At 66.9% G+C, this 25,232-nt stretch carries 13 protein-coding genes, 1 tRNA gene and 3 rRNA genes; 15 read left to right on the top strand and 2 right to left on the bottom strand.

The genetic code is table 11. The features are described from left to right. Positions 1-572 precede the first annotated feature (572 nt). The 4 genes from QFZ58_RS10435 to QFZ58_RS10420 all read left to right on the top strand — a co-directional run bounded on the left by QFZ58_RS10435 (position 573) and on the right by QFZ58_RS10420 (position 6,087). A 16S ribosomal RNA gene (locus QFZ58_RS10435) occupies positions 573-2,098 on the top strand. 298 nt (positions 2,099-2,396) lie between these two features. After that, positions 2,397-5,521 (top strand): 23S ribosomal RNA (locus QFZ58_RS10430). A 79-nt stretch (positions 5,522-5,600) separates the two neighbouring features. Next, positions 5,601-5,717: ribosomal RNA gene (rrf, locus tag QFZ58_RS10425) — 5S ribosomal RNA — on the top strand. Together the 16S, 23S and 5S rRNA genes with 1 tRNA gene alongside form the textbook arrangement of a ribosomal RNA operon. A 297-nt stretch (positions 5,718-6,014) precedes the next feature. Beyond that, positions 6,015-6,087 (top strand) — tRNA-Thr (locus QFZ58_RS10420). Between the two features lie 58 nt (positions 6,088-6,145). Here the strand turns inward: QFZ58_RS10420 and QFZ58_RS10415 are convergent. Further along, positions 6,146-8,761, bottom strand: coding sequence for a SpoIIE family protein phosphatase (locus tag QFZ58_RS10415; RefSeq protein WP_307124651.1), 2,616 nt, complete (start codon positions 8,759-8,761; stop codon positions 6,146-6,148). 413 nt (positions 8,762-9,174) lie between these two features. On the opposite strand from QFZ58_RS10415, the gene QFZ58_RS10410 reads away from it, so the two are divergent. From QFZ58_RS10410 to QFZ58_RS10360, 11 genes are all read left to right on the top strand, one after another. Further along, complete coding sequence (locus tag QFZ58_RS10410) at positions 9,175-14,607, top strand: HAMP domain-containing protein (RefSeq protein WP_307124650.1); 5,433 nt, start codon at positions 9,175-9,177, stop codon at positions 14,605-14,607. 242 nt (positions 14,608-14,849) lie between these two features. Then, positions 14,850-15,530, top strand: a complete 681-nt coding sequence (locus QFZ58_RS10405; protein WP_307124649.1) for a two-component system response regulator — start codon at positions 14,850-14,852, stop codon at positions 15,528-15,530. Between the two features lie 141 nt (positions 15,531-15,671). After that, entirely contained in the window at positions 15,672-18,452 is a 2,781-nt protein-coding gene (locus QFZ58_RS10400; protein ID WP_307124648.1) for a DNA translocase FtsK, read from the top strand. Positions 18,453-18,664: 212 nt separating this feature from the next. Beyond that, positions 18,665-19,465 (top strand): helix-turn-helix domain-containing protein, encoded by an 801-nt coding sequence (locus QFZ58_RS10395; RefSeq protein WP_307124647.1) that lies wholly within the window; start codon positions 18,665-18,667, stop codon positions 19,463-19,465. Between the two features lie 166 nt (positions 19,466-19,631). Continuing rightward, positions 19,632-21,110: a 30S ribosomal protein S12 methylthiotransferase RimO gene (rimO, locus tag QFZ58_RS10390; protein ID WP_307124646.1), complete on the top strand. Its 1,479-nt coding sequence runs from the start codon at positions 19,632-19,634 to the stop codon at positions 21,108-21,110. Continuing rightward, the gene (pgsA, locus tag QFZ58_RS10385) at positions 21,107-21,901 is read left to right on the top strand and encodes a CDP-diacylglycerol--glycerol-3-phosphate 3-phosphatidyltransferase (RefSeq protein ID WP_307124645.1); all 795 of its coding nucleotides are present in this window, start codon (positions 21,107-21,109) and stop codon (positions 21,899-21,901) included. The genes rimO and pgsA overlap by 4 nt, the downstream gene beginning before the upstream one ends. Further along, positions 21,898-22,410 carry a CinA family protein gene (locus QFZ58_RS10380; protein ID WP_307124644.1) on the top strand — a complete coding sequence of 171 codons (513 nt, stop codon included), beginning with the start codon at positions 21,898-21,900 and terminating at the stop codon, positions 22,408-22,410. Before pgsA ends, QFZ58_RS10380 begins: the two co-directional genes overlap by 4 nt. A gap of 109 nt (positions 22,411-22,519) precedes the next feature. Beyond that, positions 22,520-22,903: a helix-turn-helix domain-containing protein gene (locus tag QFZ58_RS10375; protein WP_307124643.1), complete on the top strand. Its 384-nt coding sequence runs from the start codon at positions 22,520-22,522 to the stop codon at positions 22,901-22,903. Between the two features lie 217 nt (positions 22,904-23,120). Continuing rightward, positions 23,121-23,591: a Dps family protein gene (locus tag QFZ58_RS10370; RefSeq protein ID WP_307124642.1), complete on the top strand. Its 471-nt coding sequence runs from the start codon at positions 23,121-23,123 to the stop codon at positions 23,589-23,591. 64 nt (positions 23,592-23,655) lie between these two features. Then, positions 23,656-23,850, top strand: coding sequence for a CsbD family protein (locus QFZ58_RS10365; RefSeq protein ID WP_307124641.1), 195 nt, complete (start codon positions 23,656-23,658; stop codon positions 23,848-23,850). A gap of 263 nt (positions 23,851-24,113) precedes the next feature. Then, positions 24,114-24,338: a hypothetical protein gene (locus tag QFZ58_RS10360; protein ID WP_307124640.1), complete on the top strand. Its 225-nt coding sequence runs from the start codon at positions 24,114-24,116 to the stop codon at positions 24,336-24,338. Positions 24,339-24,371: 33 nt separating this feature from the next. On the opposite strand, the gene QFZ58_RS10355 is transcribed toward QFZ58_RS10360, so the two are convergent. After that, on the bottom strand, positions 24,372-25,181 hold the full coding sequence (locus QFZ58_RS10355) for an Fpg/Nei family DNA glycosylase (RefSeq protein ID WP_307124639.1): 810 nt from the start codon (positions 25,179-25,181) through the stop codon (positions 24,372-24,374). Between the last annotated feature and the right edge of the window lie 51 nt (positions 25,182-25,232).

The following is a 25,232-nucleotide window of genomic DNA, read 5'->3' as shown; positions in this document are numbered from 1 at the left end:
CCCCTCCAGTACGTTTACGTCTCCGCCCGAACGGGAAGCGCCCCGCGCACGTATGTGCACGGAAGCATCCCAGCAGGGGGAGGAATTCCGACTCAGAATCTCTGATAAAGTCGGATCCGCCGAAAGGCAAAGGCCCTCCGCAGGCCGCTGGAATCGAACTCGGACCGGAAACGGAACGAAAAAGAGTCTGGTAAAGTCGGACTCGCCGGAAAGGGAAACGCGAAAGCGAAGAACTGGAAAGCGAAACAGCAGGAACCCGCTTCGGCCGGGAATCGGACACGAAAGAGTCTGATAGAGTCGGAAACGCAAGAACGAAGGGAAGCGCCCGGAGGGCCCCGGTGAAACGGGACCGAAGGAAGCGTCCGTTCCTTGAGAACTCAACAGCGTGCCAAAAGTCAACGCCAGATATGTTGATACCCCGGCCTGCTTCGGCAGGTTGGTGGTTCCTTTGAAAAAGTCCTGCCGGCCTTTACCGGTCCGGTAGGCAACAACAGCGAGGACGCTGTGAACAACCGTTCTTATTCCGTTCGGTTGTTCCGCTCTCGTGTTGTGATCCCGATTACGGGAAAACATTCACGGAGAGTTTGATCCTGGCTCAGGACGAACGCTGGCGGCGTGCTTAACACATGCAAGTCGAACGATGAAGCCCTTCGGGGTGGATTAGTGGCGAACGGGTGAGTAACACGTGGGCAATCTGCCCTTCACTCTGGGACAAGCCCTGGAAACGGGGTCTAATACCGGATAACACTCTGTCCCGCATGGGACGGGGTTAAAAGCTCCGGCGGTGAAGGATGAGCCCGCGGCCTATCAGCTTGTTGGTGGGGTGATGGCCTACCAAGGCGACGACGGGTAGCCGGCCTGAGAGGGCGACCGGCCACACTGGGACTGAGACACGGCCCAGACTCCTACGGGAGGCAGCAGTGGGGAATATTGCACAATGGGCGAAAGCCTGATGCAGCGACGCCGCGTGAGGGATGACGGCCTTCGGGTTGTAAACCTCTTTCAGCAGGGAAGAAGCGAAAGTGACGGTACCTGCAGAAGAAGCGCCGGCTAACTACGTGCCAGCAGCCGCGGTAATACGTAGGGCGCAAGCGTTGTCCGGAATTATTGGGCGTAAAGAGCTCGTAGGCGGCTTGTCACGTCGGATGTGAAAGCCCGGGGCTTAACCCCGGGTCTGCATTCGATACGGGCTAGCTAGAGTGTGGTAGGGGAGATCGGAATTCCTGGTGTAGCGGTGAAATGCGCAGATATCAGGAGGAACACCGGTGGCGAAGGCGGATCTCTGGGCCATTACTGACGCTGAGGAGCGAAAGCGTGGGGAGCGAACAGGATTAGATACCCTGGTAGTCCACGCCGTAAACGTTGGGAACTAGGTGTTGGCGACATTCCACGTCGTCGGTGCCGCAGCTAACGCATTAAGTTCCCCGCCTGGGGAGTACGGCCGCAAGGCTAAAACTCAAAGGAATTGACGGGGGCCCGCACAAGCAGCGGAGCATGTGGCTTAATTCGACGCAACGCGAAGAACCTTACCAAGGCTTGACATATACCGGAAAGCATCAGAGATGGTGCCCCCCTTGTGGTCGGTATACAGGTGGTGCATGGCTGTCGTCAGCTCGTGTCGTGAGATGTTGGGTTAAGTCCCGCAACGAGCGCAACCCTTGTTCTGTGTTGCCAGCATGCCCTTCGGGGTGATGGGGACTCACAGGAGACTGCCGGGGTCAACTCGGAGGAAGGTGGGGACGACGTCAAGTCATCATGCCCCTTATGTCTTGGGCTGCACACGTGCTACAATGGCCGGTACAATGAGCTGCGATGCCGCGAGGCGGAGCGAATCTCAAAAAGCCGGTCTCAGTTCGGATTGGGGTCTGCAACTCGACCCCATGAAGTCGGAGTTGCTAGTAATCGCAGATCAGCATTGCTGCGGTGAATACGTTCCCGGGCCTTGTACACACCGCCCGTCACGTCACGAAAGTCGGTAACACCCGAAGCCGGTGGCCCAACCCCTTGTGGGAGGGAGCTGTCGAAGGTGGGACTGGCGATTGGGACGAAGTCGTAACAAGGTAGCCGTACCGGAAGGTGCGGCTGGATCACCTCCTTTCTAAGGAGCACTTCTTACCCGGTTTTCCGGGTCAGAGGCCAGTACACCGGCGAATGTTCGGTGCTGGTTGCTCATGGGTGGAACGTTGACTATTCGGCACGGTTGGCTGGTTTTCGTTAGTACTGCTTCGGTGTGGAACACGAGAACGGGTTGATTGTGCCGGGCACGCTGTTGGGTATCTGAAGGTATGGCCGTGAGGTCGCCTTCGGTTGCCGGCCCCAGTGAACTCGCCTGTAAGGGTGGGGTGATGGGTGGCTGGTCGTTGTTTGAGAACTGCACAGTGGACGCGAGCATCTGTGGCCAAGTTTTTAAGGGCGCACGGTGGATGCCTTGGCACCAGGAACCGATGAAGGACGTGGGAGGCCACGATAGTCCCCGGGGAGCTGTCAACCAAGCTTTGATCCGGGGGTTTCCGAATGGGGAAACCCGGCAGCCGTCATGGGCTGTCACCCGCTGCTGAACACATAGGCAGTGTGGAGGGAACGAGGGGAAGTGAAACATCTCAGTACCCTCAGGAAGAGAAAACAACCGTGATTCCGGGAGTAGTGGCGAGCGAAACTGGATCAGGCCAAACCGTATGCGTGTGATACCCGGCAGGGGTTGCGCATACGGGGTTGTGGGATCTCTCTTTCACAGTCTGCCGGCTGTGAGGCGAGTCAGAAACCGTTGATGTAGGCGAAGGACATGCGAAAGGTCCGGCGTAGAGGGTAAGACCCCCGTAGCTGAAACATCAACGGCTTGCTTGAGAGACACCCAAGTAGCACGGGGCCCGAGAAATCCCGTGTGAATCTGGCGGGACCACCCGCTAAGCCTAAATATTCCCTGGTGACCGATAGCGGATAGTACCGTGAGGGAATGGTGAAAAGTACCGCGGGAGCGGAGTGAAATAGTACCTGAAACCGTGTGCCTACAAGCCGTGGGAGCGTCGCTGTATGTGCTTGCACATGCAGTCGTGACTGCGTGCCTTTTGAAGAATGAGCCTGCGAGTTAGCGGTGTGTAGCGAGGTTAACCCGTGTGGGGAAGCCGTAGCGAAAGCGAGTCCGAATAGGGCGATTGAGTTGCACGCTCTAGACCCGAAGCGGAGTGATCTAGCCATGGGCAGGTTGAAGCGGAGGTAAGACTTCGTGGAGGACCGAACCCACCAGGGTTGAAAACCTGGGGGATGACCTGTGGTTAGGGGTGAAAGGCCAATCAAACTCCGTGATAGCTGGTTCTCCCCGAAATGCATTTAGGTGCAGCGTCGTGTGTTTCTTGCCGGAGGTAGAGCACTGGATAGGCGATGGGCCCTACCGGGTTACTGACCTTAGCCAAACTCCGAATGCCGGTAAGTGAGAGCACGGCAGTGAGACTGTGGGGGATAAGCTCCATGGTCGAGAGGGAAACAGCCCAGAGCATCGACTAAGGCCCCTAAGCGTACGCTAAGTGGGAAAGGATGTGGAGTCGCAGAGACAACCAGGAGGTTGGCTTAGAAGCAGCCACCCTTGAAAGAGTGCGTAATAGCTCACTGGTCAAGTGATTCCGCGCCGACAATGTAGCGGGGCTCAAGCGTACCGCCGAAGTCGTGTCATTCATACACATATCCCCAACGGGAGTATGGATGGGTAGGGGAGCGTCGTGTGCCGGGTGAAGCAGCCGCGGAAGCGAGTTGTGGACGGTTCACGAGTGAGAATGCAGGCATGAGTAGCGATACACACGTGAGAAACGTGTGCGCCGATTGACTAAGGGTTCCTGGGTCAAGCTGATCTGCCCAGGGTAAGTCGGGACCTAAGGCGAGGCCGACAGGCGTAGTCGATGGACAACCGGTTGATATTCCGGTACCCGCTTTGAAACGCCCAATACTGAATCAGGCGATGCTAAGTCCGTGAAGCCGGCCCGATCTCTTCGGAGTTGAGGGTAGTGGTGGAGCCGACGAACCAGACTTGTATTAGGTAAGCGATGGGGTGACGCAGGAAGGTAGTCCAGCCCGGGCGGTGGTTGTCCCGGGGTAAGGGTGTAGGCCGTGTGGTAGGCAAATCCGTCACACATTAAGGCTGAGACCTGATGCCGAGCCGATTGTGGTGAAGTGGATGATCCTATGCTGTCGAGAAAAGCCTCTAGCGAGTTTCATGGCGGCCCGTACCCTAAACCGACTCAGGTAGTCAGGTAGAGAATACCGAGGCGTTCGGGTGAACTATGGTTAAGGAACTCGGCAAAATGCCCCCGTAACTTCGGGAGAAGGGGGGCCATCACTGGTGATTGGATTTACTCCATGAGCTGGGGGTGGCCGCAGAGACCAGCGAGAAGCGACTGTTTACTAAAAACACAGGTCCGTGCGAAGCCGTAAGGCGATGTATACGGACTGACGCCTGCCCGGTGCTGGAACGTTAAGGGGACCGGTTAGTGCACTTTCGGGTGTGCGAAGCTGAGAACTTAAGCGCCAGTAAACGGCGGTGGTAACTATAACCATCCTAAGGTAGCGAAATTCCTTGTCGGGTAAGTTCCGACCTGCACGAATGGCGTAACGACTTCTCGACTGTCTCAACCATAGGCCCGGTGAAATTGCACTACGAGTAAAGATGCTCGTTTCGCGCAGCAGGACGGAAAGACCCCGGGACCTTTACTATAGTTTGATATTGGTGTTCGGTTCGGCTTGTGTAGGATAGGTGGGAGACTTTGAAGCGGCCACGCCAGTGGTTGTGGAGTCGTCCTTGAAATACCACTCTGGTCGTGCTGGATGTCTAACCTGGGTCCGTGATCCGGATCAGGGACAGTGTCTGATGGGTAGTTTAACTGGGGCGGTTGCCTCCTAAAGAGTAACGGAGGCGCCCAAAGGTTCCCTCAGCCTGGTTGGCAATCAGGTGTTGAGTGTAAGTGCACAAGGGAGCTTGACTGTGAGACCGACGGGTCGAGCAGGGACGAAAGTCGGGACTAGTGATCCGGCAGTGGCTTGTGGAAGCGCTGTCGCTCAACGGATAAAAGGTACCCCGGGGATAACAGGCTGATCTTCCCCAAGAGTCCATATCGACGGGATGGTTTGGCACCTCGATGTCGGCTCGTCGCATCCTGGGGCTGGAGTCGGTCCCAAGGGTTGGGCTGTTCGCCCATTAAAGCGGTACGCGAGCTGGGTTTAGAACGTCGTGAGACAGTTCGGTCCCTATCCGCTGTGCGCGTAGGAATATTGAGAAGGGCTGTCCCTAGTACGAGAGGACCGGGACGGACGAACCTCTGGTGTGCCAGTTGTCCTGCCAAGGGCATGGCTGGTTGGCTACGTTCGGAAAGGATAACCGCTGAAAGCATCTAAGCGGGAAGCCTGCTTCAAGATGAGTATTCCCACCACCTTGAGTGGTTAAGGCTCCCAGTAGACGACTGGGTTGATAGGCCAGATGTGGAAGCCCGGTAACGGGTGGAGCTGACTGGTACTAATAGGCCGAGGGCTTGTCCTCAGTTGCTCGCGTCCACTGTGTTAGTTCTGAAATAACGAACGGCCGTGTTTTCATCCGGTGTTGGTTAATTTCATAGTGTTTCGGTGGTCATTGCGTTAGGGAAACGCCCGGTTACATTCCGAACCCGGAAGCTAAGCCTTTCAGCGCCGATGGTACTGCAGGGGGGACCCTGTGGGAGAGTAGGACGCCGCCGAACAATTATTCCGGGAAAGCCCCGTGCCCTTGTGGCACGGGGCTTTTCTGCGTTCACGACCCGACTGCGTTCACGACCCGGCCGGGAGGGGCCAGGTGAGTCGCCGACCCGCCGGTCGCACCCTCTCTGCCGGCCGGCGGGCCGTCAGGCCGCGAAGAAGCCGGTGGGCCGCGAACAGGCCGGCAGGTACCCCGAGCATCGGGAGGGAGCCCGAGGAGACCCGCGCGATCAGCCGGGCCGGATGGTTATGAACACCCATTCTCCCGGGGTATGCTTTACCTCGTTGCCGCAAGGCGACAGGCCCCAATAGCTCAGTCGGTAGAGCGTCTCCATGGTAAGGAGAAGGTCTGCGGTTCGATTCCGCATTGGGGCTCGGCAAGAAGAAAGGCCCCCCGCCTCAGGCGGGGGGCCTTTCTCATGTTTCTCCGTTTCTAGAACGTCTGCGGCTCCGGGACGCGCATGGCCAGAATGGCCATGTCGTCCGAGGCCGGCTCCGCGGCAAAGCGCTCGACCGCCCGCAGGATCCTTCCGGCCACCGCGCCGGCCGTCAGCCCGGTGCACATCGTGAGGACGTCGGCCAGGCCGTCGTCGCCGAGCATCCGGGCCCCCTCACGCCGCTCGGTGACCCCGTCGGTCACACAGAGGAGCACGTCCCCGGGCTCGAGGACGACCTCCTCCTCGTACAGTTCGAGGTCCTCGATCACGCCCAGCAGCGGCTGCGGCTCGGCCGCCGCCTCGACGGACCCGTCCTGGCGCAGGCGCAACGGCAGGGGATGGCCGGCGCAGACCACCTTCAGGAGGGCGCTGCCGTCCTCCTGGGGCCACAGTTCGCCGTACAGCAGGGTGAGGAAGCGGCTGCGGGCCCCTTCGTCCAGGATCGCGGCGTTGAGCCGCTCCAGCACCGCCGGGCCGTTGAAGCCCTCCCGCGCCAGCAGACGCAGGGCGTGCCGGGCCAGACCCGTGACGGCCGCCGCCTCCGGCCCCGTACCGCAGACGTCGCCGATGGCGAAGCCGTACGCTCCGTCGCGGATCGGGAACACGTCGTAGAAGTCGCCGCCGACCTCGTTGCCCTCGCCCGCCGCGCGGTAGATGACCTCGATCTCGACATTGGGCACGTCGGGCAGGCCGGGCGGCAGAAGACTGCGCTGGAGGGACTGGCTGATCGCCATGCGCTCGGAGTACAGACGGGCGTTGTCGAGGGCGAGAGCAGCCCGCCGGGACAGGTCCTCGGCCAGTTCCAGGATCTCCTGGCGGAAGTGGTCGTCAGACGGCTTCCCGAGCGTCAGCATGCCGATCACACGGTTCCTCGCCACGAGCGGCAGGACCACGGTCTCACCGCCCACGGCAGCCGCGGTGGCCAGCGTGTTCCGGGCCGCGGCGCCCATGCTCAGGGGCGCGTCCCGGCCGAGGCTGCGCGTGGACATGTGCAGGGCCGCCTTGTGCCCGGCGGCCGCCGGAGCGGGCCAGATGCGGGCGCCCGGCGTCGGCACGGGCTCCGGCGGATCGATCGAGGACAGCAGAGCCTTCAGCCCGTCGATCCGCTCCTCGTCCTCGTGCAGGACGTAGGAGAGGAACGGCTCCGAGGACTGGTCGGCGATGGTGTAGACGGCACACCAGGTCGCCAGGGTGGGGACCGTCATCTGGGCCATCAGCGCCAGGGTCTGGTCCCTGTCCAGCGTGCCGGCGAGCAGGTCGGACGCCTCGACGAGGAAGGACAACGAGCCGCGGCGCAGACGCTCCAGCTCGCCGAGCCGCGCCGACTCGACGGCCAGCGCGATGCGGTCCGCGGCGAACTGCAGGCGCAGCGCCTCCTCGTTGGAGTACCGCCCGGCCGCCTCGGCCGCGACACCCAGGGAACCCGTGAGCCGGCCCTCGACCTTCAGAGGCACCGTGACCACGGAGCGCATGCCGGTGTCGGTGAGCAGCGGTACGGCGCCCGGAACGGCCATGAGGTCCTCGTGGACCGCCGGCATGCGGGCGGAGCCGTAGCGGCCCGTCCCGGCCTCCACAGGGACCCGTGCGAAGCGCTGACGGGCCGAGGGGAGGCCGGTCGTCGCCCGCACCTCCAGCTCCGTCTCGTCGTCGGTGGCGAGCAGCAGGAAGGCGGAGTCGGCGTCGAGCATGTCCCGCGCCCGCTCGACGGTGCGCTGCAGCAGCCCGTCGAGGTCGTCGGGGGCCGGTGAACCGATGAAGACCTCGAACGGGTCCGTGGAGCGGTTCTCGGCCGTGCCGTCGGAGACAGGGGTGCGGGCCGGGGTCTGGATCACCGCACGCTCGTAGTCACGCACCAGGAGGCAGACCGTGGACGGCTCCCCCTGGGTGTCGCGGACCCTGAGGTGCGAGGAGTACACCGGGATGACCCGGCCGTCGGCGCCGCGGACGCCGTAGCTGCCCTCCCAGCGGGAGAGCTGCAGGGCGTCGGCGATCCCGGTGTTGGTGCCCGGGGTGTGCGGCCAGGCCACGAAGTCGGTGAGCTGCTTGCCCGTGACCTGGTCCGCGGTATGACCGAAGAGGAAGGCGGCGTCGTCGTTCCACGCGGCGATGGAACCGGAACGGTCGATCTGGACGACGGCCACCCGCACACGCTCGTCCGTGACCGGGAGCAGGGCCGTCGGCAGGACAGGTCCCGCCGAGCGGATGCCCACGGGGCGGTCGGGCAGATCGAGCTGGAACCAGACGTGCTTGTGGGTCGGGGAGTACTCGACGCCCCAGCGGGAGGCGAGGGCCGCGCACAGCAGCAGGCCCCGGCCGCCCTCCCGGTCGGGGCTTCCGAAGTCCAGGCCGGAGCTCTGGAGCGGGATCTCCCGTTCCGGATAGTGGTCGGACACCTCGACGCGTACGCCGTCCTCGGTGCGCAGGCACAGAACATCGGCGGCCGTGCCCGCGTGGACGACCGCATTCGTGACGAGTTCGCTGGTCAGGACGACGGCGTCGTCGACCACGTCGGTGTAGCCCCACCCCTGGAGGGTGTCGCGGACGAAAGCGCGGGCCGTCGCGACCGAGCGTCCGACCGGATCGAAGGTGGCAGCCGCGCGCGCGGTGATCACAGCACTCCCCATATGGTGTCTCGTCGCTTTCCCGAGTCCTGTGCCCGTTTCTCGCCGCTTCGATTCGCTGCCAGGCTAGACGCTCGGCCGGTGTCCCGGGTACACGAGGGCAGACTTGAGCGCTCGGGCCCGCCCGCAGTTGTGCGCGGGGCGCACGAACCAGGGGTGCGGGGTGAGGGGAATGAGGCAACCATGGAACTTTCCCCTCCACCTGGTTCCGGCCTGGTACGTTTCAACGATTTGACGTCCGCATAGTCACCCGTCGACGGTGTGCTGTGGCGGTGAGCCAAAGTGGAAGTGGGCAAACTTCCGACAACGGCCCGAGCGATACGGTCAACCCCTGCGGGAGGGACACGGTGGAGTCTGGCGTGGCGGCGCGGGGTTCAGGAATGCGCACAAAAGGCGGACAGCCCGTGAGAAAACAGCGCAATGGGACCATCGACGTGGATGCGGCAGCTCTGAACAGACTGCTTGCGGCTCTCGTGGCGATGCGCGACGGCAACTTCCGCAGGCGGCTGACCGTCTCCGGTGACGGCGTGCTCACGGAGATCGCCGCCGTCTTCAACGAGGTGGCCGACCGCAACCTTCACCTGACGGGCGAACTCGCCCGGGTACGGCGGATGGTCGGACGGGAGGGAAAGCTCACCGAGCGGCTGGAGACCGGCGCCTGCGAGGGTTCCTGGGCCGCCGCGATCGACGCCTCCAACGAGCTCGTCGACGATCTGTCGCGACCGGTGTCCGAGGTCGGGCGGGTGCTCTCCGCAGTGGCCGACGGTGACCTCGAGCAGCGGATGGAACTGCGGTCGCACACGTCCGACGAGACGGTGAGGCCGCTGCGCGGCGAGTTCCTGAAGGTCGCGCGCACGGTCAACAACCTCGTCGACCAGCTGGCGGCCTTCACCGAGCAGGTGACGCGGGTGGCGGTCGAGGTGGGGACCGAGGGCAAGCTGGGCGGTCAGGCCCAGGTGCGCGGCATGTCCGGGTCGTGGAAGGACCTCACGGACTCCGTGAACACCATGGCGTACCGGCTCACCGCTCAGGTCCGCGACATCGCCCTGGTGACGACGGCGGTCGCCAAGGGGGATCTGTCGCGGAAGGTCACCGTCCATGTGGCCGGCGAGATGCTGCAGCTGAAGAACACCGTCAACACGATGGTCGACCAGCTGTCCTCGTTCTCCTCCGAGGTGACCCGGGTCGCCCGCGAGGTGGGCACGGAGGGCGAGCTGGGCGGCCAGGCCACGGTTCCCGGGGTGGCAGGCGTCTGGAAGGACCTCACCGACTCCGTCAACACGATGGCGGGGAACCTGACCTCCCAGGTGCGCGGTATCGCCGAGGTGACGACGGCGGTCGCCAACGGCGACCTGACCCAGAAGGTCACGGTGAGCGCGCGCGGAGAGGTCGCGCAGCTCGCCGAGACGATCAACCAGATGACCGAGACGCTGCGCACCTTCGCCGACGAGGTGACACGGGTGGCGAGCGAGGTCGGTGGCGAGGGTCTGCTCGGCGGCCAGGCGCAGGTGCCGGGTGCGGCGGGCACGTGGAAGGACCTCACCGACTCGGTGAACACGGTCTTCCGCAACCTCACGACCCAGGTGCGCGACATCGCGCAGGTGACCACGGCCGTGGCCAGTGGTGACATGACGCAGAAGGTCACCGTCGACGTGGCCGGCGAGATGCTCGAGCTGAAGAACACCGTCAACACGATGGTGGACCAGCTCCAGTCCTTCGGCTCGGAGGTGACCCGGGTCGCCCGGGAGGTCGGCGTCGAAGGCCGGCTGGGCGGCCAGGCCGAGGTGCCGGGCGCGGCGGGGACGTGGAAGGACCTCACCGACTCGGTGAACACCGCCTTCCGCAACCTGACGGGACAGGTGCGCGACATCGCGCAGGTGACCACCGCGGTCGCCAACGGTGACCTGTCGCAGAAGGTCACCGTCGACGTGGCCGGCGAGATGCTGGAGCTGAAGAACACCGTCAACACGATGGTGGCGCAGCTGTCCAACTTCGCCGACCAGGTGACCCGCATGGCGCGTGACGTGGGCACGGAGGGCCGCCTCGGCGGCCAGGCCCGCGTCGACGGCGTGTCCGGCACGTGGAAGGAGCTCACCGACTCCGTCAACTTCATGGCGGGGAACCTGACCTCCCAGGTGCGTCAGATCGCCCAGGTGACCACGGCGGTGGCGCGGGGCGACCTGTCGCAGAAGATCGACGTGGACGCCCGGGGCGAGATCCTGGAGCTGAAGAACACCATCAACACGATGGTCGACCAGTTGTCCGCCTTCGCCGACCAGGTGACCCGGGTCGCCCGCGAGGTGGGCACGGACGGACGGCTCGGCGGCCAGGCGCAGGTGCCGGGTGTGGCCGGCGTGTGGCGCGATCTGACCGACTCCGTGAACGGCATGGCGGGCAACCTCACCGCGCAGGTCCGCAACATCGCGCAGGTCGCGACGGCGGTGGCGCGGGGTGACCTGTCGCAGAAGATCGACGTGGACGCCCGGGGCGAGATCCTGGAGCTGAAGAACACGCTCAACACGATGGTCGACCAGCTCTCGAACTTCGCCGAGCAGGTGACCCGGGTCGCCCGTGAGGTGGGCACGGAAGGCATGCTGGGCGGCCAGGCGGAGGTGCAGGGCGTCTCCGGTACGTGGAAGGACCTCACCCAGTCCGTCAACGGCATGGCGAACAACCTGACCCTCCAGGTACGCAACATCGCCGAGGTGACCACCGCGGTCGCCAAGGGTGACCTGTCCAAGAAGATCACCGTCGACGCCAAGGGCGAGATCCTCGAACTGGTGACGACCGTCAACACGATGGTCGACCAGCTGCTGAACTTCGCGGACGAGGTGACGCGCGTCGCCCGTGAGGTGGGTACCGAGGGCATCCTCGGAGGCCAGGCTCGGGTGCGCGGTGCGACGGGCATCTGGAAGGACCTCAGCGAGAACGTCAACCTGATGGCCAACAACCTGACCAGCCAGGTGCGCAACATCTCCCGGGTCTCGTCCGCGGTCGCCAACGGCGACCTGACGAAGAAGGTCACCGTCGAGGCGCGGGGCGAGGTCGCCGAACTCGCCGACACCGTCAACACGATGGTGACGACCCTGTCGTCGTTCGCCGACGAGGTCACCCGGGTGGCGCGCGAGGTGGGTACCGAGGGCGAGCTGGGCGGCCAGGCGCGGGTTCCGGGCGTCTCCGGCACCTGGAAGGACCTCACCGAGTCGGTGAACTCGATGGCGTCCAACCTGACCGGTCAGGTGCGTCAGATCGCCACGGTCACCACGGCCATCGCCAAGGGTGATCTCACGAAGAAGATCGACATCGACGCGCGCGGCGAGATCCTGGAGCTGAAGAACACCATCAACACGATGGTCGACCAGCTCTCCTCGTTCGCCGAGCAGGTGACCCGGGTGGCCCGGGAAGTGGGTACCGAGGGCCAGCTGGGCGGACAGGCCCGGGTGCGGGACGTCGACGGGACGTGGCGCGACCTCACCGAATCGGTCAACGAGATGGCGGGGAACCTGACGCGTCAGGTGCGTGCCATCGCCGCGGTCGCCACCGCGGTGACCAGGGGCGACCTGAACCTCAAGATCGACGTCGACGCGGCCGGCGAGATCCAGGTGCTGCAGGACAACATCAACACGATGATCGCCAACCTGCGCGACACCACCCTCGCCAACAAGGAGCAGGACTGGCTCAAGGGCAACCTCGCCCGGATCTCCGGCCTGATGCAGGGCCGCCGCGACCTGGACGACGTCGCCTCGCTGATCATGAGCGAGCTGACCCCGGTCGTCTCGGCCCAGCACGGCGCCTTCTTCCTGGCCATGACCACGGGGGACACCGACGAGGTGGGGGTCGACGGGGACGACGACACTTCCTACGAGCTTCGTATGCGGGGGAGTTACGGCTACTCGGCGGGCTCGATGCCGACGTCGTTCCGGCCCGGGGAGACGCTCATCGGGACGGCGGCCGAGGAGAAGCGGACGATCCAGGTGGACAACGTTCCGCCGGGATACCTGAAGATCTCCTCCGGCCTGGGCGAGGCGCCGCCCGCACATGTGATCGTGCTGCCGGTGCTCTTCGAGGGCAAGGTCCTCGGAGTCATCGAGCTCGCCTCGTTCCAGCCGTTCACGCACATCCAGCGCGACTTCCTCAACCAGCTCGCCGAGATGATCGCGACGAGCGTCAACACCATCAGCGTCAACACGAAGACCGAGAAGCTCCTCGAGCAGTCCCAGGAGCTCACCGAGCAGCTGCGCGACCGCTCCCAGGAGCTGGAGAACCGGCAGAAGGCGCTCCAGGCCTCCAACGCCGAACTCGAGGAGAAGGCCGAGCTGCTGGCGCAGCAGAACCGCGACATCGAGGTGAAGAACACCGAGATCGAGGAGGCGCGGCAGGTCCTCGAGGAGCGGGCCGAGCAGCTGGCGGTCTCGATGCGCTACAAGTCCGAGTTCCTGGCCAACATGTCGCACGAGCTGCGTACCCCGCTGAACTCGCTGCTCATCCTGGCCAAGCTGCTCGCCGACAACGCCGAGGGCAACCTGTCGCCGAAGCAGGTGGAGTTCGCCGAGACGATCCACGGGGCGGGGTCCGACCTGCTCCAGTTGATCAACGACATCCTCGACCTGTCCAAGGTCGAGGCGGGGAAAATGGACGTCAGCCCGACCCGGATCGCCCTCGTCCAGCTGGTCGACTACGTCGAGGCGACGTTCCGGCCGCTCACCGCGGAGAAGGGGCTCGACTTCTCCGTACGGGTGTCCCCGGAACTGCCCGCCACCTTGCACACGGACGAACAGCGCCTGCTCCAGGTGTTGCGCAACCTGCTGTCCAACGCGGTGAAGTTCACCGACAGCGGGGCGGTGGAGCTGGTGATCCGGCCGGCCGGCGCGGACGTGCCCGACTCCATCAGGGAGCATCTGCTGGAGGCCGGCTCGTTGCGTGAGGCCGACGGGGACCTGATCGCCTTCTCGGTCACCGACACCGGGATCGGCATCGCGTCCAGCAAGATGCTGGTGATCTTCGAGGCCTTCAAGCAGGCGGACGGCACGACGAGTCGCAAGTACGGCGGCACGGGCCTCGGCCTCTCCATCAGCCGGGAGATCGCCCGGCTGCTGGGCGGTGAGATCCACGCGGCGAGCGAACCGGGACGCGGTTCGACGTTCACGCTGTACCTGCCGCTGCACCCGAGCGAACTGCCGCCCCAGGGATACCCGCAGACAGGGCCCGGCCAGGCGGAGGTTCGCGCGGGCGCCACCGAGGCGCTGCACCTGGAGGCCTCCCGGCGCGGTACGGAGCTGCCGTTGGGTGACCCGGGCAACTCCGCCGGGGTGTTCAGGCGCCGGCGCAAGGCGCTGGGCGCAGCGGCGCAGCGGCCCGCCCCGGCGAACGGCAGGGCGGGAGCGGGACAGGAGGGTGTCACTCCCGAGGAGTGGGTGCAGAGCGTCCCGGAGGAGCAGGAGTCCCGCAGGACGTTCCGCTTCCGCGGGGAGAAGGTGCTGATCGTCGACGACGACATCCGCAACGTCTTCGCCCTCACCAGCGTGCTGGAGCAGCACGGGCTGACGGTGCTGTATGCGGAGAACGGCCGCGAGGGCATCGAAGTCCTGGAGCAGCACGACGATGTGACGATCGTCCTGATGGACATCATGATGCCCGAGATGGACGGATACGCCACGACCACGGCCATCCGCAGGATGCCGCAGTTCGCCGGACTGCCGATCGTGGCGCTGACCGCGAAGGCCATGAAGGGTGATCGCGAGAAGGCGATCGACTGCGGGGCCTCGGACTACGTGACCAAGCCCGTCGACTCCGACCACCTGCTGTCGGTGATGGAGCGCTGGATGAGCGGAGAGTGACCCGGCGGCGCGGGGCCCTCGCGGGTCGCGCGCCTTCCCCGCCCCGGAGGGTGTGAGCGCGCGGATCCGGGGAACCTTCTGGTCCCGCACCGCGTTTGCGCTATGTGCACAGTGACATCGCGGTGACAGGGTGTGGCGACGGGCGGGGTGCGGCTACCATGACCGGCACAAGGACGGACGGCGAAAGGGAGTCGTCCCCTGGGGCGGCCCCCGGTGCGATTCCGGGGCGAGGAGGGCGGGCCATGGTGCAGAAGGCCAAGATCCTCCTGGTCGATGACCGGCCGGAGAATCTGCTGGCGCTGGAGGCCATCCTCTCCGCGCTGGATCAGACACTGGTACGGGCATCGTCAGGGGAGGAAGCGCTCAAAGCGCTGCTCACAGACGATTTCGCAGTCATTCTGCTGGATGTCCAGATGCCTGGGATGGATGGGTTCGAGACGGCTGCGCACATCAAGCGGCGTGAGCGGACCCGCGACATTCCGATCATCTTCCTCACAGCGATCAACCACGGTCCGCATCACACCTTCCGTGGGTACGCGGCGGGTGCGGTGGACTACATCTCGAAGCCGTTCGACCCCTGGGTGCTGCGTGCCAAGGTCTCGGTCTTCGTCGAGCTGTACATGAAGAACTGCCAGCTCCGGGAGCAGGCCGCGCTGCTGCGGCTGCAACTCGAGGGTGGCACGCACCCGGGCGTCGTGGAGAAGGAGCCGGCCGGGCTGCTCGCGGAGCTCTCCGCGCGCCTCGCCGCGGTCGAGGAGCAGGCGGAGGCGCTCTCCAAGCAACTGGACGACGAATCGGCGGACGCCGCGGCCGTCGCCACCGCCGCTCACCTCGAGCGCAAGCTCACCGGGCTGCGCCGCGCACTCGACGCCCTGGAGCCCGGGACGGGCGGATCGGCGTCGGCTCTGCCCTCGCAGCACTGACACCGGCCTCGGCTCCGCCCTCGCGGAGACCGTCCGGCGGCGACTGAGAACGCGTCAGTTTCGTGCCTCGTCACGGCGACACGGTCGGGTGAAGCGGTAGGCACCGTGTCCACCGCCGTAGACACCGGTAACCTCAGTCACATGGCCTCACGTACGTCCGGCAAGGGTTCCCAGGGCACGGCGGGCACCGCGAAGCGTGCCGGTCGTACCCAAGGGCCGGCGAAGAACGCCGCGCCCGCCAGGAAGACCGCCGCGAAGAAGACCGCGCCCGCCAGGAAGGCCACCGCCAGGAAGGCGGTGGCCAAGAAGGCGCCGCCCCGACCTGCGCCGTCCCCCACCGCGGGTGTGTACCGCCTCGTCCGTGCCGTGTGGCTCGGTACGGCCCACGGCGTCGGCGCGCTCTTCCGCTCCATAGGGCGGGGCGCGAAGGGCCTCGACCCGGCGCACCGCAAGGACGGCCTCGCGCTCCTGCTCCTCGGTCTCGCGCTGATCGTGGCGGCCGGCACGTGGTCGCACCTCCAGGGCCCGGTGGGCGACCTGGTCGAAATGCTCGTCACCGGGGCGTTCGGCCGGCTCGACCTGCTCCTGCCGATACTGCTGGGCGCCGTCGCGGTGCGGCTGATCCTCTATCCGGAGAAGCCCGAGGCCAACGGCCGTATCGTCATCGGGCTCTCCGCCCTCGTCGTCGGGGTGCTGGGCCAGGTCCACATCGCCTGCGGATCGCCGGGGCGCGAGGACGGGACCGACGCGATGCAGGACGCGGGCGGTCTGATCGGCTGGGCCGCCTCCAAGCCGCTCATCTTCGCGATGGGCGAGGTCCTCGCCGTGCCGCTCCTTCTGCTGCTGACCGTCTTCGGCCTCCTGGTCGTCACCGCGACCCCGGTCAACGCCATTCCCCAGAGGCTGCGGCAGCTCGGTGTCCGGCTCGGCGTCCTCGCCCCGGTACACGTACCGGGGGAGTACGAGGAGAGCGACGACGAGCGGTACGACGAGCAGTGGCGCGAGGCGCTTCCCGAGCCCACGCGCCGAGCACCGGGCCGTCGCCCGGCGCCCGACGGCGCGTACGGCCCGGATCAGGCCGAGGGGGAGGCCCTGGCCAAGCGGCGCCGTCCGCGGCGGACCTCGGCCCAGCCCGCGATGAACCGTTCGATGGACGCCGTGGACGTGGCGGCGGCCGCCGCCGCCGCGCTCGACGGTGCGGTGCTCAACGGCATGCCGCCCTCGCCGGTGGTCGCCGACCTGACGCAGGGCGTCTTCACCGACCGGGACGGCGAGCGGACGGCCACCCCGGTGCCCGGGGCCAGGTCGGCCGAGACGAGGCCCGCGCCCAGGAGCGGCGCGGGGCAGGACGTGTCGCCCTCCGGCGCCGTGCCCGATCTGACCAAACCCGTCCCCGAGCGTTCCGGGGCGCTGCCCTCCCGGGCCGAGCAGCTCCGGCTCGCCGGCGACATCACCTACTCCCTGCCCTCGCTCGACCTGCTGGAGCGTGGCGGCCCGGGCAAGACGCGCAGCGCCGCCAACGACGCGGTCGTCGCCTCGCTGACCACGGTCTTCACCGAGTTCAAGGTCGATGCGGCCGTCACCGGCTTCACCCGCGGCCCGACGGTCACCCGGTACGAGGTGGAACTCGGTCCGGCCGTCAAGGTCGAGCGCATCACCGCCCTGACCAAGAACATCGCCTACGCCGTCGCCAGCCCGGACGTCCGGATCATCTCCCCCATCCCGGGCAAGTCCGCGGTCGGCATCGAGATCCCCAACTCGGACCGGGAGATGGTCAACCTCGGTGACGTGCTGCGCCTCGCGGACGCGGCAGAGGACGACCACCCGATGCTGGTGGCGCTCGGCAAGAACGTCGAAGGCGGCTACGAGATGGCCAACCTCGCGCACATGCCGCACGTGCTGGTGGCCGGCGCGACCGGTTCCGGCAAGTCGTCCTGCATCAACTGCCTGATCACCTCGATCATGGTGCGGGCGACCCCCGAGGACGTCCGGATGGTGCTCGTCGACCCCAAGCGGGTCGAGCTCACCGCCTACGAAGGCATTCCGCACCTCATCACGCCCATCATCACCAACCCGAAGAAGGCCGCCGAGGCGCTGCAGTGGGTGGTGCGGGAGATGGACCTGCGCTACGACGACCTCGCGGCGTACGGATACCGGCACATCGACGACTTCAACCACGCGGTGCGCAACGGCAAGGCCAAGGCACCCGAGGGCAGCGAGCGGGAGCTGTCCCCGTATCCCTACCTGCTCGTCATCGTCGACGAGCTGGCGGACCTGATGATGGTCGCCCCGCGCGACGTCGAGGACTCCATCGTCCGCATCACCCAGCTGGCGCGCGCGGCCGGGATCCACCTGGTCCTCGCCACTCAGCGCCCCTCGGTCGACGTGGTGACCGGTCTGATCAAGGCCAATGTGCCCTCCCGGCTGGCCTTCGCGACCTCGTCACTGGCTGACAGCCGGGTCATCCTCGATCAGCCGGGTGCCGAGAAGCTCATCGGAAAGGGTGACGGACTGTTCCTGCCGATGGGGGCGAACAAGCCCACCCGTATGCAGGGAGCCTTCGTCACCGAGGACGAGGTCGCGGCAGTCGTCCAGCACTGCAAGGATCAGATGACGCCGGTGTTCCGTGACGACGTGGTGGTCGGCACGAAGCAGAAGAAGGAGATCGACGAGGACATCGGTGACGACCTCGATCTCCTCTGCCAGGCGGCCGAGCTGGTCGTCTCCACGCAGTTCGGCTCCACGTCGATGCTCCAGCGCAAGCTCCGCGTGGGCTTCGCGAAGGCCGGCCGCCTCATGGACCTGATGGAATCGCGCAACATCGTGGGCCCCAGCGAGGGTTCGAAAGCGCGCGACGTCCTGGTCAAGGCGGACGAACTCGACGGGGTGCTGGCCGTCATCCGTGGGGAAACCGCTTCGTAAGAGTTTTACGGGCAACCGTTTCGCCCGGCCGTACGTCAAGTTGAAGAAGGGGGCAGCGGGTGATCCATCCGCTGCTCCGGCCCGTGCCCTGCCCAAGGGGCTGCCCGGCGAACCCGATGGCGTACAAAGTCGTCGCTCCCGGTTGCCCCACCCTTTCGTACCACCCCTAGACTGAACATCCAGCAGGTGGCTCACGCTCGAAAGGCGCCCCCGTGTCCATCGGCAACTCCCCCGAAGACGACCGGCCTTCCATCGGACTCGCGCTTCAGCAGGCACGCATCGCGGCGGGTCTGACGGTCGAGGAAGTCAGCAACTCCACCCGGGTGCGCATGCCCATCGTGCACGCGATCGAGACGGACGACTTCTCCCGCTGCGGCGGCGACGTGTACGCACGCGGTCACATCCGCATGTTCGCGCGCGCCGTCCGGCTCGACCCGGACCCGCTCGTCGCGCAGTACGACGCCGAGCACGGTGGGCGCCCCGCGCCCACCCCCGCGGCGCCGCTGTTCGAGGCGGAACGCATCCGGTCCGACCCCCGTCGGCCCAATTGGACCGCCGCGATGGTGGCGGCGATCGTCGCCGTGGTCGGCTTCGTCGGCTTCACCCTCTTCACCGGCGGCGACGACGACTCGGGCGCGGCCCAGGTGGCCGAGGGCTCGACGCCGGACAGGACCACTCCCACGCCCACGGCCACCAAGCCCGCCGACCCCAAGCCCGTGCCCTCCGACAGCGCCATCGCCGCGGCCCCGCGGGACAAGGTGACGGTGAAGCTGAGCGCCACCGAGCGCAAGAGCTGGATCTCCGCCAAGGACCACAACGGGCGGCTGCTGTTCGACGGGCTGCTGCTCAAGGGCGAGTCCAAGACCTTCCAGGACAAGGAGCGGGTCGACCTCGTCCTCGGCGACGCCGGGGCGGTCGAGCTCTTCGTGAACGGCAAGAAGGTCGACGACCAGTTCGAGCCGGGTCAGGTCGAACGGCTCTCGTACACCAAGGGTGACCCCGAGGTCGGCTGACCTCTCCCTCCCACTCCGCCACACCGGGGACGGGGGCCGACCGGCGACACTGCCGGCCGGCCCCCGTCCTCATTTTCGACCGCTCTCCCCCGGCCGTTCGGTCACAGCCTGTAGCGGTGAACCCTGCACGGCAGGGCGGGTGCCGGGACAAAGTAGTCTTGAGCCCATGCCCGAACGCCGTACCGTCGCCCTTGTCACTCTTGGCTGCGCCCGTAACGAGGTGGACTCGGAGGAGCTCGCAGGCCGCTTGGCAGCGGACGGCTGGGAGCTCGTCGAGAACGCCACCGACGCGGATGTCGCCGTCGTCAACACCTGTGGCTTCGTCGAGGCCGCCAAAAAGGACTCCGTCGACGCCCTGCTGGAAGCCAACGATCTCAAGGATCACGGCAGAACCCAGGCCGTCGTGGCCGTCGGCTGCATGGCCGAGCGCTACGGCAAGGACCTCGCCGAGGCTCTGCCGGAAGCGGACGGAGTGCTCGGCTTCGACGACTACGCCGACATCTCCGACCGCCTGCAGACCATCCTCAACGGCGGCATCCACGCCTCCCACACCCCGCGTGACCGGCGCAAGCTGCTCCCGATCAGCCCGGCCGCGCGGCAGGACGCCGCCGTCGCGCTGCCCGGGCACGCCCAGGACGTCGCCCCGGCCCCCGCCGACCTGCCGGAAGGCGTCGCGCCGCTCTCCGGGCCGCGGGCACCGCTGCGCCGCAGGCTGGGCACCAGCCCGGTCGCCTCGGTGAAGCTCGCCTCCGGCTGCGACCGCCGCTGCTCCTTCTGCGCCATCCCGTCCTTCCGCGGCTCGTTCATCTCCCGGCGCCCCTCCGACGTCCTGGGGGAGACCCGCTGGCTCGCGGAGCAGGGGGTCAAGGAGGTGATGCTGGTCTCCGAGAACAACACGTCCTACGGCAAGGACCTCGGTGACATCAGGCTCCTCGAGACCCTGCTGCCCGAGCTCGCCGACGTCGACGGCATCGAGCGGATCCGCGTCAGCTACCTGCAGCCCGCGGAGATGCGCCCGGGCCTGATCGACGTCCTCACCTCGACGCCGAAGGTCGCCCCCTACTTCGACCTGTCCTTCCAGCACTCCGCCCCCGGGGTGCTCCGTGCGATGCGCCGGTTCGGCGACACGGACCGGTTCCTCGAGCTGCTGGACACGATCCGCAGCAAGGCGCCGCAGGCCGGCGCCCGGTCGAACTTCATCGTGGGGTTCCCGGGCGAGACGGAGGCCGACCTCGCGGAGCTGGAACGCTTCCTCACCGGAGCGCGCCTGGACGCCATCGGGGTCTTCGGGTACTCCGACGAGGAGGGCACCGAGGCCGTCGGTTACGAGAACAAGCTGGACGCCGACGTCATCGCCGAACGCCTCGCCCACATCTCGCAGCTCGCGGAGGAGCTGACCTCTCAGCGCGCCGAGGAGAGGGTCGGAGAGACCCTGCAGGTCCTGGTGGAGTCCGTGGAGTCCGAGGAGGACGGGCCGGTCGCGGTGGGCCGCGCGGCCCACCAGGCGCCGGAAACGGATGGGCAGGTCGTCTTCACCACACGCGAGGGGCTCGTGCCGGGCCGTATGGTCGAGGCTAAGGCAGTGGGCACCGAGGGAGTGGACCTCGTGGCCGAACACCACGAGCTTGCGGAGGCAGCCAGATGACGGGAGCCCCGGCATCCGCGGCAGGCGGCTCCGGCTCGACGCCGGCGCCCCGCGGCGGCAAGCTGGGTGCGTCGGCCGTCAACCAGGCCGGCCTGTGGAACATCGCCAACATCCTCACGATGGTGCGGCTGCTGCTCGTCCCCGGGTTCGTCATGCTGCTCCTGCACGACGGCGGATACGACCCGGTGTGGCGCTCTTTCGCCTGGGCGGCCTTCGCCGTCGCGATGATCACGGATCTCTTCGACGGGCATCTCGCCCGCGCCTACAACCTGGTCACGGACTTCGGGAAGATCGCCGACCCGATCGCCGACAAGGCGATCATGGGTGCGGCACTGATCTGCCTGTCCTTGCTGGGCGATCTGCCGTGGTGGATCACCGGCGTGATCCTCTTCCGGGAACTCGGCATCACGCTCATGCGGTTCTGGGTCATCCGCCATGCGGTGATTCCGGCCAGCCGCGGCGGGAAGCTGAAGACACTGGCTCAGGGCACGGCCGTCGGAATGTACGTCCTGGCACTGACGGGACCGCTGGCGACCTTGCGCTTCTGGATGATGATGGCCGCCGTGGTGCTGACGGTCGTGACGGGGCTCGACTACGTGCGCCAGGCCGTGGTGCTGCGCCGCAAGGGGCTCGCAGCCGACCGGGCGGCGGCCCTGGAGGCGGTCACGGCGGCAGCGGACGCCGACGGCGCCGGGACGGACGGCAGGCGGCATGACGGGGGCCGCCGCCCGAGTGGCGGTGTCGAGGAGCGCGTTGCGGGCGCCAGGGGCGCGGCGGAGGCCGAGCGGTGACGTCCGAGGCGGCCTTGGTGCTGCGACTGCTTCAGGAGCGTGGTGAGACGCTCGCCGTCGCCGAGTCCCTGACCGGCGGCCTGGTGGCCGCGGAGCTGACCTCGGTGCCCGGCGCCTCGCAATCCTTCCGGGGGTCCGTGACGGCGTACGCGACGCCCCTGAAGCAGCAGGTGCTGGGTGTCGACGGAGCGCTTCTCGCCGAGCGCGGCGCGGTGGACCCCGATGTGGCCGGCGCGATGGCCGCAGGGGTGCGGGAGGTGCTGGGCGCGGACTGGGGGGTGTCGACCACGGGCGTCGCGGGCCCCGAACCACAGGACGGACAGCCCGTGGGGACGGTCTACGTGGCCGTTTCGGGACCCGGCGGCATACAGAAAGTCGCCGGGTTGAGGTTGAACGGCGGGCGGGCGGACATCCGTAGAGAGAGTGTACGGAGCGTGCTCGAGCTGCTCTCCGGCGAACTCGGCGAAAATGCGAGGGCACAGGATACGGAACAGAACGGGGGGAATTGATGTTTGCAGCCCTGAGTGAACACGACATCGCTCCCCGCACGGCCGCAGCGCGAGGCGGTACGGTGGGGCGTGAAGGATGCGGCTACGCGGTCCGAGGAGGGAGCCACCGATGATCCTGCTCCGTCGCCTGCTTGGTGACGTGCTGCGTCGGCAGCGCCAGCGCCAAGGCCGTACTCTGCGCGAAGTCTCCTCGTCCGCCCGAGTCTCGCTCGGCTATCTTTCCGAGGTGGAGCGGGGGCAGAAGGAGGCATCCTCCGAGCTGCTCTCCGCCATTTGCGACGCGCTTGACGTACGGATGTCCGAGCTCATGCGTGAAGTGAGCGATGAACTGTCGCTGGCCGAGCTGGCCGAGTCGGCAGCAGCCAGTGACCCGGTGTCTGTACCGGTACGCCCAATGCTCAATTCTGTCTCTGTGACGTCGGTGGCAGGTGTACCGACGGGACGGGTGACCATCAAGGCGCCCGCGGAGGCGGTGGATGTCGTCGCCGCCTGACCTGCGTGGTCCGTGGTGAACGGAAGCCCCGGCCGGCCCCACAAGGGGTCGGCCGGGGCTTCCGGCTTTTGTGTGTGCGGCGCGGGTTGCCGGGCAGGTGCGTAGTGAGGCCGGGGGGCCGCCCCGTATCGAGGCAGTCGCCCGCATGACTGTTTTGAGTCATATGTGCCATCGTGGACGGGTGGTATGCCGAACAGCTACCTGATCGGAGAAGTGCATGTCTGTCGTGAAGAGCCCGCTGACCGAGGACGACCGCAAGGTTGTCGGAGACGCACTGCAAGGTGCTCTGGTCGACCTGATCGACCTTTCCCTCGTGGCGAAGCAGGTCCACTGGAACGTCGTCGGTCCGCGCTTCCGGTCCGTCCATCTCCAGCTCGACGAGGTCGTGGACACGGCGCGACAGCACTCGGACACGGTCGCGGAGAGGGCTTCGGCGGTCGGTGTCAACCCGGACGGGCGGACCCGGACCCTCTCGCGGACCACGGCCATCGATTCCGTGCCCGACGGCTGGATCAAGGACGGGGATGCGGTGAAGGTACTGGTGGACGCCCTGCGTGTGGTGATCGACCGGATGCGGGAGCGGATCGATGCGACCGCGGACCCGGATCCCGTCAGCCAGGACATCCTGATCACCCTGACAGCCGATCTTGAGAAGCACGCGTGGATGTTCCAGGCGGAGAGTGCTTGAGAGGGGCCGGAACACCCCCGCGGTGTCCTGCACCGAGTGCCCGCCGACGAGTGAGGAGCGCGACATGAGTGACGACAAGGCCATGGACAAGATGAAGGGCAAGGCCAAGGAGGCGACGGGGAAGCTCACGGGCGACCGCCGCAAGGAGACCGAGGGCAAGACCGACCAGGCGAAGGCCAAGGCCGGCGGCGCCCTCGACGATGCAGGTGAGCGCGCCAAGGGCATGAAGGACTCCATGTCCGACAAGGACCGCCGCTGACCTCGAGTCCCACGCAGGGCGCCTGGCAGGCGCCGATGTGCCCTCGCCGATCCGTTCGGCGGGGGCACAGGCGCGTGAGGGCGGGATGCAGGCGGCGCGGGTCCGGGAGAAACTGCCTGGAAGGGCTGTGGTCCACCTGTCCCGCACGCGGCCCAGGAGAGCGCGTACCGCCGTCCTCTGCGCGCCGCGTACGCCGATGGTGCACCGGTGCGCCCTCCCCGCAGGAGAGCGAGCCGTACTAGCGTCGGCCGAAGGAGGCAGCCATGGTGCGGCGATGGGTGCCGGCGCTCGTCCTCGGTGGCGCGTGGTGGTGGGCGGTGCTGCGCATGCTGCTCGAGCCGGAGCACGCGGGACTGGTCGAGGGCGCGGTGGCGGCGGGTGGGTGGGGGTTGAGCCTGCTGCCCGTGCACGTGGTGGCGGCCGTGCGGCCCGCGGGCGAACCGGAGGAGGCCACCGGTGCCGCCGGGCCGGAGCGCCCCCTGCCGTAGACCGGCGGTGCAGCTCGCTGTACGGCCCCGGGCTCAGCCGGTGGGGCCGGACTGGCAGTGCGGACACCAGTAGGTGGGCCGGGTGTCCTGGTCCGCCTTGCGGATCGGTGTGCGACAGCGCAGGCAGGGGCGGCCCGCCCGGGCGTAGACGAAGAGCGGCTCGCGGGCGCGCGGATGGGGCAGGGCGGCTGTGGGGCCGCCGGTGGTGGTCCGCGTGGGACGGTCACGATTGGCTTCCAGTAGGTGCTTGGCCACGGTGACCATGCGCGAGACGATCGGCAGGGGCAGCTCGCCCACCGGTGTCCAGGGTGTGACGCGCGCCAGGAAGCAGAGCTCGCACTTGTAGACATTGCCGATCCCGGCCAGGTTCCGCTGGTCCAGGAGAGCCTCACCGACGGAGCGCGCCGGACCGGTGAGCAGGTTGCGCAGCGCGGCCTCGGGGTCCCAGTCCGGGCCGAGCAGATCGGGGCCCAGATGCCCGACGACGTTCGCCTCGTCCCTGGTACGCAGCAGTTCGAGCACGGGCAGGCGGTATCCGACGGCGGTGTGGTCCGCGGTGGCGAGGATCGCCCGGATCTGGTGGGCCGGACCGCCGCGCCAGCGCTCGCCCGGAGCGTAGATGCGCCACGCGCCGTCCATCCGCAGATGGCTGTGCAGGGTGAGCCCGTCCTCGACGCGTGTGAGCAGGTGTTTGCCGCGCGCGGTGACGTCCAGGACCCTCCGCCCCGTCAGGTCGGCCGTGGCGAACCGGGGGACCCGCAGATCCGAACGCGTCAGGACGTGGCCGGCGAGTGCGGTGTCGAGACGCTTGGCGGTCTGCTTGACCGTGTCACCTTCGGGCATGCCTCCATCATGCGCGGGCCGGGGCGTCGGCGGGAGAGCCGGGCTCCCGCG

This window comes from Streptomyces sp. B1I3 (assembly GCF_030816615.1).
In the GTDB taxonomy this organism is placed as follows: domain Bacteria; phylum Actinomycetota; class Actinomycetes; order Streptomycetales; family Streptomycetaceae; genus Streptomyces.
Note: the sequence above shows the minus strand (reverse complement) of the source record. Positions and strands in the feature narration are given on the sequence as shown.